This window comes from Vibrio sp. 1641 (assembly GCF_033339995.1).
GTDB lineage: Bacteria > Pseudomonadota > Gammaproteobacteria > Enterobacterales > Vibrionaceae > Vibrio > Vibrio alginolyticus.
Genome location: NZ_JAWOVP010000002.1, coordinates 622,583 through 635,565, shown reverse-complemented (window position 1 = coordinate 635,565; position 12,983 = coordinate 622,583). Strand labels below are relative to the sequence as shown.

Here is a 12,983-nt window from a genome sequence, read left to right as displayed (position 1 = left end):
CACTATTTGTTGACTGCTCTAATATAAAAGACCACTCATTCTGTTTGGTCAAATTAATCAAACAGTTATGTCATGGTTATGTTCCGTAACTTAACATTGAGTCAATACCAGACCTGCTTAATGAGACTTTTGTCTGTGTTTTTTCATCTCATAGAGATCTTCATCTGCACGTACAATAACGTCCTGAAGCGTTTCGTGTAATTCATTCGCCGCGATACCAGTACTCACACTAACTTCGATATCCAAGGTTTTTAGTCGGTTATCTTTAACGACACTACGAAGCTTCTTCGCCAATATTGAAGATTGGCTGATACTGCAACCCGGCAGAATCGCAACAAACTCATCACCACCAGTTCGAACTAGATAATCACTATTTCGAAACACTTTAGACATAGCATCAGCAATAATCCCAATAACTTCGTCCCCTACATGGTGACCGTAATGGTCATTGATTCGCTTGATCCTATCGCCATCTATTGCAATGACGGAATATGGCGCGGTTTCCAAACGACGTTTGAATTCGCTATCTTGAAAGACTCTGCGGTTAAACAATCCCGTTAAATCATCTTTCGTCACGTTCGTCAGTGCTTTCGCGAGGCGAAGTTTGCTCTCTTTAGATTCATAAGCTTTGTTGTAATACGCTAAGGTTACGAAAAAGAGGATGATAAACAAGAACACGTAATCCAATACAATTTTGCTGAATGGGTACATGTAAACGATAAGATTGTTGTTGTCTGCGACATATGATTGGGTGTACGCGAATGATGGAAAGGGGTAGCCAGCGAAATAAATCACCATTTGTTTGTTCCCATTCGCTATTTGAACATCCACCGCTTTCCCATCATTATAAAGCGGTGAGAGGTATAATTGTTCCGAGAACTCTCCCACTAACTCACCTTGAAAGTAAACCGGACTCATGATGCTTATCGCCATGTCATCGGAGTATGTCGTTTTAAATGGTAGGGAAAACAATACCCGGTCCGTTAGTTGCTCTTTCCACGCGGCTAACACACAAGAATAGTTACTTTTACACCAATCAACATCAAATGTGGCTTTCACTCCCTCTAGCGCTTCAATCGGTCTCTCTAAGATGAGTTTGTTTCCAGTATAAGAACGAAAATACATAACGGCATTTTGTCGATTGAACGCATTTGATAAATACGCTTCAGCCTGATGAAGCGATTTCCGTGCAACAGCTTCAACGTAATTAAGTTTTTCATAACGTGACAGGGAGTAAATCGCATCTTGAAAGCTCAGCTCTGTTTGCGCTTCTACTTCACTCACGCTCATGCCTTTGTATTGCTCGAGCTGCGCTTCCGTCAATAGCCCCATGAGAATTACTTTTTGTTTTATTTTGGCTAAATTATTCGCGTAAGTGTTGAACTGCTTTACTTCATAAGAAATTAACACCGCACCAATCATTGTGACAGAAGTGACGAATAGTAATGTTGCGATGAAAAGAGACAACGCGATACTTTTAAGTGTCATGATGCGGTCTTACGCCCCCGCCACTCTTGTTAGCTCAACAATGTTCTTTACGTTAAATTTATCCAATAGACGACGTTTGTATGTGCTGACTGTTTTGTCACTTATTGATAGCACTGAAGCGATTTCTCTATTGGACTTTCCTTGTAGTAAATACTTCATTACTGCGCTTTCTCTGCTTGAAAGTTGTGGCATTTCTCGAACGCTGTTAACAACTTGCTTAAATTTGAAGAAGGTATACCCCTTCTCTACCGCTTCTATCGCGTCTTTAAGAATGTCGTGATTTTCCGATTTACACACATAGCCATCAGCGCCAGAACGAAAAGCCATTTGGCTGTACATTTGGCTAGTTTCAGCGGAGAAGAAAATGACTTTGCCTTCATAACCATGGGATTTGATACGTTTGTAGAAATCAAACCCATCGCAATCTGCCAAGTTCACATCTAAGATCAACAGTTGAATTTCTTCCTTTTTCAATATTTGTAATGCCATCTTCGCTGATGTTGCAGTAAATACCCCATTTGTTTTCCCTAACTCTTCCAACAACGACTTGATTGCAACACAAACGAGAGGATGATCGTCAAAGATCAAGTAATTCAATTTATTCATATCTTTCATTTAGTATGGTTATGGCTTCTAGTGGCATGGGTTTATCAATGTAGAAGCCTTGGCAAAGATCAATCCCATACTCACGTATCGCTTGCAATGTGACTTCGTCTTCAATACCTTCCGCGACCAGTCGTATATTCAAACTTTTCGCTAACGCGCAAATAGCAACAACGATGTTGCGTTTTTTGATGTCGCATTCGACACCTTGTACAAACGAACGATCGATTTTTAACTCGTTGAATGGCAGTTGAGCCAGTTTTTCAAACGTTGATGAACCCGTGCCAAAATCATCTATTGAGACAGTGACACCGTTCATCCTCAACTTGAGTAAATTCTTGTACAGGGACGCGCTAGTCTGAAATGTATCTCGCTCTGTAATTTCAATGGTGATTTGTGATGGGTCAATCTCGCTCTCTAAACATTGCTGTAAAAAGTAATGAGAGAACGCCGTATCTTCTAAATTTTCATGGTCTACATTGATGGATACGTTTTGCGTCAATCCGCGGTGTTTCATGTCATAGATAACATTACTCAATACAGCTTGAAACAACTCTCCAGAAAGGCGGCAACGCTCTACAATTGGCAAAAAATAATGAGGGGGTAACACACCATAAATAGGATGATTCCAACGCGCGAGCGCTTCATACCCAAGCACTTCCCCACTTTGCACATCGACTAAAGGCTGGTAATAATTTTTCACTCGCCCTTCAGCCAGAGCAAACAGGAATTCTTGATCTTCCACTTCAATAGGTTGAGCAAAGCTGACTTGTTTCGCTTTTTCATCTTTTATTTTACCCAACAAATCAACGACTTCATTTTCATCGTATGGCTTAGGCAGCTTCCCTAATACTTCAAAGCTAAATCCCTCGCACATGGCTCTTACCGCAGAAATAATGGTCAATTCCATTGCACTGACCAGTACAACTTGCCCCTGGTACTGGACTTTATCGAGCATTTCCATCATATCGATGCCGTCTTTTCCGGGCATTTGGATATCACAAAAAATTACGTCAAAATGTTGTTCCTGCACACTCTGAATAGCGGCATCCACACAGTTAAAAGGGATGACTTGCGCGCAATAGCGATCCAATATTTGCGTAAGTATTGTGGTTTGTAGCGGATGGTCATCAATCACCATCACATTAAATTGTGTATTCATTTGTCTCTACCCAATAGTTTATGTTTTCGATCTCCTGCTCGATTCGTAAAATTAGCTCCGCTGTTCGCCTGTCAAACTCCGCAGCAGTAACTCGTTCTGCCTCAATGCAAAGCTCAGTCAGCATGCTTACCCCTATCGCCCCAACCGCTCCTTTGATGCCATGAATGACCCGTTTTTTGTCTCGCTCAGTCGATGCGGCGTTTAAGTTTTTTATATCTGTAGACATTGATTGACTAAACACGCGCGCAATCTCTTTTGCGTCCTGTGCTTTGAACCGTTTAATCCAGCCGGGCAGCCTACCCCTCTCTTTTTCGCCAATAAATGGAATCAAAACGGTTTTTAATTGATTAAGGTCATAGGGCTTGTAGAGCACATCATCAATGCCGATATCCTGTGTACGTTCAATGGCAAGACGAGCATCTTCTGCTGTCACACCGATGATTGGAATTGCTTTAAATTCGGAGTTTTTCACGTGCCTAACAAGCTCATAGCCATCCATTTCTGGCATATGAAAATCGGTCAGCAGCAACACAACGTTTTCATCTTGGTTGATGTATTCCCATGCTTCACGGCCGTTATTCACAATGACAGGTTCGATTCCAAGTTCATGAAGCTGCATTGCTATCACACTTTGGTTAATGGGATTATCTTCTGCGACCAGTACCGTGCCGAGAACCCAAGAAACCACTTCTTGATTTACGTCACTAAGCTTGGTTTCTTGCTGCGTTTGGCTGAGCAAATTGAACAATGTATCTGGATATTGAATCTCTCTTAGCGTAAGACTGCCAAGTACCCTTTGTTCGTCACGCAGCATTAGGCCATTAAAACTGGCATCGCTGTCGTGTATAGGGTGAAGGTTCGCCACCATTGTTTTTAACGTCGCTGGACGCATTTTCCACGCGTCACACCACTGGCGAATATTAAGTGGTAAGCTCTCGCTATACGTCCAGTTCAAACAAACGTCTGGCTCAGAGTCGCAATGCTCAATTGGCAGTCTGACGGTAATCGTCGTGCCCAAGCCAAATTGTGAATCGATGCAGAGCACGCCGCCCATGCAGTCGATCAATCGGTCAACAATGCTCAGTCCCAATCCAGTGCCGCCATATTTACGCGTAATAGTGTCATCCGCTTGAACAAAAGGATTGAGAATACCTTCGAGTTGGTCATCCGTCATGCCGATACCTGAATCCGCCACTTTCAAAATAAGCTGCTTTTCATGAAGAATGACACTGATTCCAACCTCTCCTTCCGCAGTGAATTTCACCGCATTGGAGAGTAGATTGGTGGTAATTTGCACCAATCGCAGCGCGTCGATTTCAATGAAAGCATTCGAAAATGGTTTGATTGTCACTTTGTAATCCAAACCTTTCGCGAGCGCTCGTGGTTCAAAGCTTCGAAACACATCGCACAAGGTTTTAAGCAAGTCGGTCTTAACTAGGGCGACGGTTAAGTGCCCTGCCTCTAACTTTGAATAATCCAGTACTTCGTCTACTAGCATATTTAAATGATTGAGCGAGCATATGGCTTGGTCAATTAACTCGCGATTTGAATCTGTCGTCACTTGGTGATTTAGCAAATCGAGGATGCCGTGTGCTGCCGACAATGGCGTTCTTAATTCGTGACTCATGGTTGCCAAAAAGTTTTCGCGCGCACGTACCGCGGTTTGCGCTTCTTTTTGCGCATCGATTAACGCCTGCTCACGTTCTTTTTGCTGGGTAATATCTTGAATCACAGTCAGTACAAACTTGTTCTTACCGCTAGGAGAAGCGATGACTTTGCGTTCTCGATATACATGTTTAATATCAAGTTCACAGCCCGACGAGGCAACCTCTTCTGAAATACGCTTTCCAGCAATAACAGTGGTCAGTTCATCAAAATTATTCACTAGAGGAACGTGCGCAGAATCACTTTTCAAACTACATTGTTGGCACTGTTTACTGTTGTAGTTCGCACAATTACTCATCTCCATATGGTTATTTTCACTATGGATAAAAACCAAGCTATTGATCTCTTTGATGATGTCCATCAGCCATTGCTTTTCCGCTTCCTCATTGTCAGCATTAAATTCGGCTAACCTCACTTTAAGTCGCATGTGAGATAAGATGAAATACGCCGCAATTAACATGAGACAGAATATGAATGAACCAGCAACAACAAATGTAGCGATCTGCTCCGAGTCATAGCCATAAGTCAGTTTGAAGCTTCGGTGAGAACGCAGCAGTTTTTCGATCTCGTTAGAATCAATGGTTTCGATGATGCTGTTCAACATGTGTTGCAGTTGTGTATTGTGGTTTGCAACCGCAAATGCATTAGAGAACGTCAAAACGTCCTCCGCATTGATCACCAAGCCATTGACTTGATCTTGTGCAATCATGTTGTGAACGATGTCGTCAGGAATGTAAGCCACATCCAAAACGCCCGATTTCAAATCGGTAAGCAGCTTCTTCAAATCATCATAATGATCAACTTGGCCTTGCTGCCAAGTGCCCAAATGAACTAACCCTTGCTTTTTCAAAGTGAGCAGAATACCCGCTTCTTTCAGTGCAGATTTATCGCGCTTGCTCTGCTCCGCTTGGATAGCCACGTAATTACTGTGCATGAATGGTTTAGTGAACAACCAATCTGACTTAGGTAGCTCACCCACATAAGAGATGGGGACTATATCGGCATCAAATGCCGTTAATCCATTGGAAAGGCTCGACGTCGGTTTCACATACTTAAAGCTCAAGCCAGTACGAGACTGCAATAAGTCGATGAAGTCTGGAAAGAAACCGTCTAACTCACCCGTTTGCGAATCTCGGTAGAGAAACGGATAAGCTTCGTCACTGCTGCTGTAAGTTATCACTAGTTTGTTTTGATGATTACGTCGGTAATCTACCAATAACTTATCACTGATATGGTAAGGATTTTTCGAGGCGACGGAGCGAATGTTTTTTCCATTTTGCTCCCACTGAAGGATTTTGTTGATGTCATCGATCAGACTCTGTTTGTCCAACGAAGCGATAAAACTCACCTCTTCGTTTTTCAACCAACTGGGAATATCGACAACCCCTTTTACAATGTCATTCAAATCCAAATATTGGGTAATACCAACATAAGTGTAAATCAGCGCGTTCGCTTTACCTCGCTTAACTTCATTAAACGCCTCTAAACGTGTTTTAACGTAATGTATCTTATCGATACCGCGTTCAGTGAGGTTGTCACAATACACACTGCCCTCAACACACACCCATTTAAGATCACGCGCATCACTATCTCGGTAAGTGGCATTCCGATACCAAACAGCGATAGTGCTCGAAAAAAAAGGCATCGAAAACAAGAAACGCTTTTCTCTTGCTGCTGTTTTACTAAATCCAACCGCACCATCAATCTTCTTGCTTTCGACATCCGCAAGTAAAGACGGAATATGCTTGTAAGTCCGAAGTTCTAACTCATAATCCAGAGCTTTAGTAATGTTAGACAAATACTCAAGACTAATTCCGTACGAAGGACCAACGCTACCGTCAAACGAGTCTTTAGCTTCGTCTTGCGCAATAACACCAACGATGACCTTCGGTTTAGGACTCTGTTTGGCAGCTGAGCAAAAAGAACTCGCTAAAAAAATTAAGGCGACGGACGATACCGTAATACTTCTAAGAATACTGAGCATGACTGCTTCCTCTGAATGGAAGCTCAGACTAGTTTTTGTCAGATAAAAGTCAAACTTCGCTCAACAGCGAAATAAAAACAAAACTTTGATATAAAAGCAGAAAACCAAAATTCGTCAGAACAATCTGACAACACAATCCACCTTTGACTACACAGCGTTTGCGTTCGGTCTCTCACCCAGACGGATATTCACTGCGAGTCGGTATACATAAAGGATGTGTGCTTTTAGGTTTGCACGCCATAGCTTTTTACTTTCATCTTGAATGATTCATCATCATTCCATGATAAACTGACGTATTAACATGAAAGAAAGCTCAACTCCGCGGTTTCGAGCAGCTTGAAGTAAACACAGTTTTAGAAAATGCATTCTAGTATTGTATTACTCAAGACTCACATTGCTACTTTTACAACCGCTGGAGCATTAGAAAAATTAAGGTATTAAATTCAAATGGTTAATAACTCAATCCAGTGGTTTCCTGGCCACATGCACAAAGCACGTAAAGAGATCGAAGAAGCAATCCCTCAAGTGGATGTGATCATCGAAGTACTGGATGCTCGTATTCCTTTCAGTAGTGAAAACCCTTTGATTTCTCAAATCCGTGGTGACAAACCTGTCGTTAAAGTTTTGAACAAACGTGATTTGGCCGATCCAGAGTTAACTCAACTGTGGATTGAGCACTTGGAGCAAGAGCAACATGTAAAAGCAATGGCGATCACTACTTCTGAACCACAAGAAGTACATCGAATCATGGAGCTTTGCCGCAAACTTGCCCCGCACCGAGAAGAAATTGGTAAAAACATTCGCACCATGATCATGGGTATCCCAAACGTTGGAAAGTCGACGATCATTAACACCCTCGCAGGCCGAACAATCGCTGTAACAGGTAACCAACCCGCGGTTACACGTCGTCAACAACGTATCAACCTGCAAAATGGCATCGTATTATCTGATACTCCAGGGATTTTATGGCCAAAAGTGGAAAATCCACACAGTGGCTTCCGCCTTGCGGCTACTGGCGCGGTAAAAGATACAGCGATGGAATATGACGAAGTCGCATTCTATACCATTGAATACCTAGCAGCTTATTATGCAGACAAGCTTAAAGAGCGTTATCAAATTGAAGAGCTTCCAGAATCAGATATCGAGATCATGGAAGAAATTGGTCGTCGCCGCGGTGCACTACGTGCAGGTGGACGTGTTGACTTGCACAAAGTATCAGAGATCTTATTGCACGAACTTCGTCAAGGCACTTTAGGCCAAATTACATTAGAACGCCCAGAAATGATCACTCAAGAGCTGATTGAAGTCGAGATTGAAACCGCCCGTAAAGAAGAAGAGAAAGCGAAGCGTAAAGAAGAGCGTCGTAAGCGCTATTTACGTAATAAGCGATAAGCTTGTCTCTTATCTACTCATGTTTCAAGGCGCGATTTTCGCGCCTTTTTTGTTATCTAATGCGCCCATTTTTTTCACTTTTCAAACTTTATATTCCTCATCCAAAATCCCAGATATGAAGCACGAAAAAACACCGCAAAATCGCCGTATAAACTTTAAGCACAAACTAGTTTAGACCCCGGGCCCCTATAGAGTTACAGCCACCATCCAACCCTCAAATGTCGAGTTTGCAAGGGTCTGCAAACTTATGCAACCTGGTTAGTGACACTCTCCCCAAAATCCGCAATATGAATAAGTGTCAGCGCTGGCGTTTTTCCATATGAAGAAGAGATTTATTATGAGTGAAACTATACAAAGCAAACCACTTCCCTCCTTTATCGAGGAACGCCTAGATTTTTATATTCAAGATCTAATCGAACCGAATGAGAACAAAAAACACCTTGTTCTTGGTAAACGCCCACCGTGTAATGCCGTTGTCCTGCAAAGCAATGATTACCTTGCACTGTCTCATAATAAGGAGATTCAAAACGCGCATCGTGATGCGATTTCCCAGCACGATGACAACGTCGTGATGTCCGCGATTTTCTTACAAGACGATGAATCGAAACCTGTATTTGAAACGCAACTAGCCAGTTTCGTTGGTATGCCTAGTTGTCTACTTTCTCAATCTGGTTGGTCTGCGAATGTCGGTTTATTGCAGACTATTTGTGCACCGAACATACCTGTGTACATTGATTTCTTTGCACATATGTCTTTGTGGGAAGGCGCACGTATTGCCGGAGCACAAATTCATCCGTTCATGCATAACAACACCAGTCACCTAAGAAAGCAGATTTCACGTCACGGTTCAGGGATCATTGTTGTGGATTCGGTTTACAGCACTATCGGGACCATCGCTCCTCTACGTGATATCTACGAAATAGCACAGGAGTTTGACTGCGGCCTGGTTGTAGATGAATCACACTCTTTAGGTACACACGGTCCACAAGGTGCGGGGATACTGCAGGGTCTTGGCTTAACTCATAAGGTAGATTTTATTACCGTTAGTCTTGCCAAGACATTTGCTTATCGTGCTGGCGCGATTTTAGGCCCAGAAAAACTGGCGAAGACGCTTCCGTTTGTGGCGTACCCTGCAATATTTAGTTCTACCGTATTACCGCAAGAGATCATTCGGCTAGAGAAAACACTGGACGTCATAAGAAAATCAGATGATAAGCGAGATATTCTGTTTGAAAGAGCCAAGTCTTTAGCCGTTGGTTTAAAACGCATTGGATTTACTATTCGCAGTGAATCACAAATTATCTCATTAGAATGCGGCAACGAGAGAAACACTGAGCGAGTCCGCGATTTTCTCGAAGAGCGAAATGTTTACGGCGCAGTGTTTTGCCGCCCTGCAACTGGAAGGAACAAAAACATCATCCGTTTTTCAGTCAATGCCGACATGACAGCTGCTGAAGTTGATCATGTACTCACTGTCTGCCAACAAGCATTTGCACACCCTGACTTAGAGTTTGTATAAGTTAGTGTGTAGATAAAACTAAAGAGCTCAACAGTTTTGCTGAGCTCTTTATTCGTGTTATTCGTTGTGAGCAACTCGCCTCAAGAAAACAAGTCGCGAATGATTAGATCCAGTTTGCGATTTTATCGAACAAGCGATTTTTATCCGCCGGTTTTACGATGAAGTCAGACATACCCGAAGACCCAATTTTGTCCAACGTGACAGGTGAACTATCCCCTGTATGTGCAATAATAGGTACCGACGCATAGTTTTTATCCGAGCTTCGAATTCGCCTAGACGCTTCTACACCATCCATAATTGGCATTTCGATATCCATCAGAATGAGATCAACATCTTCTTGCTCTAGTGTATCCAGAGCCTGCTGCCCATCTTCTTTCTGAATCACTTCAAAGCCTTGCTTTTCAAGTAACATTGCCGTGAATTTACGCAAAGATTCATTATCATCCACGACCATAATTGTGCGCTTATTTGAATTATCTAACGTCACCGAGGCCGTTGGTGTCGATACATAGCTTGAATCATATAAGAGACGCTCAATAGTTAGTTTAGTATTCAATAACCAGGCTTGCGTTTCGATCCAAATAGGTTCATATGCAGCCTTGCGTGCTCTCTGAGTCGGATGATGCTCAAAAAGATAAACGATGCGTGCTTCAGTGAAAGACAAGAGAGATTCTAATCTATCCAATTGGTTTGCTCTTGGATCTAAGCTCTCAAGATCGATAAAAATCAGATCGAATTCGAACTCGTACTCTTTCTTTTTGAGTACTTGGTTGGCATCTAAAATCGTCGAGTCAAAGCCCATAAAACGGCTAATATCTGTTACTTTAGACACCAAGATATCTTGGCTAGTCACCGTTAGAATGGTTTTGAGTTTAGTCAGATCGTTTTTGATTTCAGTAACGGTATCAGATGTCGTTAGTGGGAAAGTTAATGTAAATTGAGACCACTCCCCTAACTGAGATTGACACTCAATGTTCCCCCCAAATGAACGCATGACTTTTTTACAAAACGGTAGACCCAAACCATAACTTCCTGATTTGCCAGTGGTGTAAAAGTCTTGAAAGATATTGCGTAGAACATCAGGAGCAATGCCAGCACCATTATCGGTTACAACAATTTGATTAAAGCGTTCTGAACTTATCATGGATACATGTATGTGAAAATCTTCAGATTTACGGTGATGGAAGGCATTCTTGAAGAGGTTATACATAACGTATTTAAGTAACGTATCACTACCTAGAAACTCAAACTCACTTCTCGCATCCAGCGATATGGCAAATCGATCAGTGGCACGTTTATAACTGAAGCTTTCAATTGCCTGTTCAACGACCGAGTGAACTGAATATTGTTTGAAGCTAGAACGAGAAACTCGATTTTCATCAATCGAAGTTAGCAATAAATCGATGGTTTCATTACCCGATTGGATAATGTTCATTGCATCCTGACTCACTTCACGTAATAAGGTGACATCCTCTACACTCATGACGTACTGCTCTTTTCCTGCCTCTTTCATGTTGGGCAAGATCGACTGGATAACATCTATTGAAGTGCAAAGCCCACTCAACGGGTTACGCATTTCATGTGCAATACCTGCCCCGAATGATTTTGCCAGCGAGACTTTCGCTTCATGTTCAACTTGGTTACGAAAATAGAACAAATTACCGAAGACATAAATAAACAGAAAGATTGGCACATGAGTCCAATCCATGGTCAAGTCAAGATGGAACCCTTTTGCAACCCAAGCGAAGAATGTTGCTAAACCTATCCCAGCAAAGGTTTGAGCAAACATGACCCTAGTAACATGAACCAGTAAAATGTGTAAGAAAATTGCAGACATAAACGACATAACCCATACATTGGACCAGTCATTCATCAGTAACATATAAAAAAAGAAAAACGGTAAGCACAGCGTTATCGTCACTTGGTAGTAAATAGGAACATAATCTCTCCAAGTCGATGATAAGCGGTTTCTAAAAATGATGCCGAAAAACAATAACGAGCAAAACAATCTAAGAGGTAAATTTTCATAAGCCTGTGGAAAGGCAAACTCCCAGACAAAGTAGTACAGCGGAAAGCCAAGAAACCCCATCCAGCCAACGAGAGTTAGGTTTGGTTCTGCATATTGATAAACCTTACGTATCGAGTCCATATAATCTGTTTTGCTTACTCCGCCTGACGCACAACAATGTGATTTTGATTCACTTTTATCATTTTATTATTAACTAATTATATATTAATCATCATTTATAAGCAGCGCGAAATGACGTAAACAGCTCGCAATACTTATCTTTAGTTTCAATCTTTTAAGACAGCTGCACTTGATTTACAACCAAATAAACAAAGTTGCATATAGTTTAGTGTAATTTTGCGATAATCGCTCTGTATCCAATTGGATGTTAATCTCATTTTGTTCTAGAAACTTAAGTCGCGCCTTTGGCACGGCTTTCCAACGATTTAAAAACAGCACTCACCGCATATAGCGCGGTGACAAACAATTGGCTTGGGGTGTGTCATGAATTCTTTCCAGATAAAAAATGTCATTTTTGATGTAGGTAATGTATTGGTACGCTGGTCTCCAGTAGAAATCGTTCGCTTAACATTTGGTGGTTCCGTAGAGTCAGAGAAAATGGCTCAGATGCTATTTTCATCACAAATCTGGAAAGATTTAAATAAAGGGACGATCTCCGAAAGGGAAGCAAAACAGCGTTATCAACGTGAACACCAAGTAACGACGGAAGAAATGGACCGCTTCTTTTATTATGTAAAACACACTCAAATATTACTTTACGGCAGTATAGAGCTGTTAAAACGAGTAAAAAGAGCCGGATATGGCGTATATGCGCTCACAGACAACATCAACGAAATTGTGGAACATCTTCGTACTACCTATGAGTTTTGGCCACTGTTTGATGGAGCAATCATCTCTTCTGAAGTTCAATTACTAAAACCACAAGCGGAGATCTACCAAACTCTACTTTCAAAGTATCAGCTTAACCCCGAAGAGACAGTATTTCTTGATGACATGCCTTACAATGTTGAAGGTGCCCGAGCAGTTGGCATGGCTGCTATTCAGTTTGAAAATGCTCAGCAATGTGAGCTCGAACTAAAAGCCATGGGGGTTAACTTCTAGAAAGCTTTTAATAACACATAACGTTAGGGTGCATAAACAA

Annotated in this window: 8 protein-coding genes; 3 read left to right on the top strand and 5 right to left on the bottom strand. The window is 41.8% G+C overall.

The window, feature by feature from the left end:
• Positions 1-117: 117 nt before the first annotated feature.
• Genes R7Z47_RS06705 through R7Z47_RS06690 form a run of 4 tightly spaced genes read right to left on the bottom strand, consistent with a single transcriptional unit; the run spans position 118 to position 6,902 of the window.
• Positions 118-1,488: a GGDEF domain-containing protein gene (locus R7Z47_RS06705; protein WP_213965852.1), complete on the bottom strand. Its 1,371-nt coding sequence runs from the start codon at positions 1,486-1,488 to the stop codon at positions 118-120.
• A 9-nt stretch (positions 1,489-1,497) separates the two neighbouring features.
• Complete coding sequence (locus R7Z47_RS06700) at positions 1,498-2,094, bottom strand: response regulator transcription factor (RefSeq protein ID WP_017635347.1); 597 nt, start codon at positions 2,092-2,094, stop codon at positions 1,498-1,500.
• Complete coding sequence (locus R7Z47_RS06695; RefSeq protein ID WP_017821555.1) at positions 2,087-3,253, bottom strand: EAL domain-containing protein; 1,167 nt, start codon at positions 3,251-3,253, stop codon at positions 2,087-2,089. The genes R7Z47_RS06700 and R7Z47_RS06695 overlap by 8 nt, the downstream gene beginning before the upstream one ends.
• Positions 3,237-6,902 (bottom strand): ATP-binding protein, encoded by a 3,666-nt coding sequence (locus tag R7Z47_RS06690; protein WP_318129911.1) that lies wholly within the window; start codon positions 6,900-6,902, stop codon positions 3,237-3,239. The genes R7Z47_RS06695 and R7Z47_RS06690 overlap by 17 nt, the downstream gene beginning before the upstream one ends.
• 447 nt (positions 6,903-7,349) lie before the next feature.
• Between R7Z47_RS06690 and ylqF the strand changes: the two genes are divergently transcribed.
• Together ylqF and cqsA are read left to right on the top strand one after the other, a co-directional pair.
• Entirely contained in the window at positions 7,350-8,294 is a 945-nt protein-coding gene (gene ylqF / locus R7Z47_RS06685) for a ribosome biogenesis GTPase YlqF (RefSeq protein ID WP_262606764.1), read from the top strand.
• Positions 8,295-8,631: 337 nt separating this feature from the next.
• On the top strand, positions 8,632-9,813 hold the full coding sequence (gene cqsA / locus R7Z47_RS06680; RefSeq protein WP_262606765.1) for an alpha-hydroxyketone-type quorum-sensing autoinducer synthase: 1,182 nt from the start codon (positions 8,632-8,634) through the stop codon (positions 9,811-9,813).
• A gap of 103 nt (positions 9,814-9,916) precedes the next feature.
• Here the strand turns inward: cqsA and R7Z47_RS06675 are convergent, their stop codons facing one another.
• On the bottom strand, positions 9,917-11,962 hold the full coding sequence (locus R7Z47_RS06675; protein WP_262606766.1) for a response regulator: 2,046 nt from the start codon (positions 11,960-11,962) through the stop codon (positions 9,917-9,919).
• A 363-nt stretch (positions 11,963-12,325) separates the two neighbouring features.
• Here R7Z47_RS06675 and R7Z47_RS06670 point away from each other — a divergent pair, with 363 nt between their 5' ends.
• A complete protein-coding gene (locus R7Z47_RS06670) occupies positions 12,326-12,943 on the top strand; it encodes an HAD family hydrolase (RefSeq protein WP_005388227.1) in 618 nt (205 codons plus the stop codon).
• Positions 12,944-12,983 lie beyond the last annotated feature (40 nt).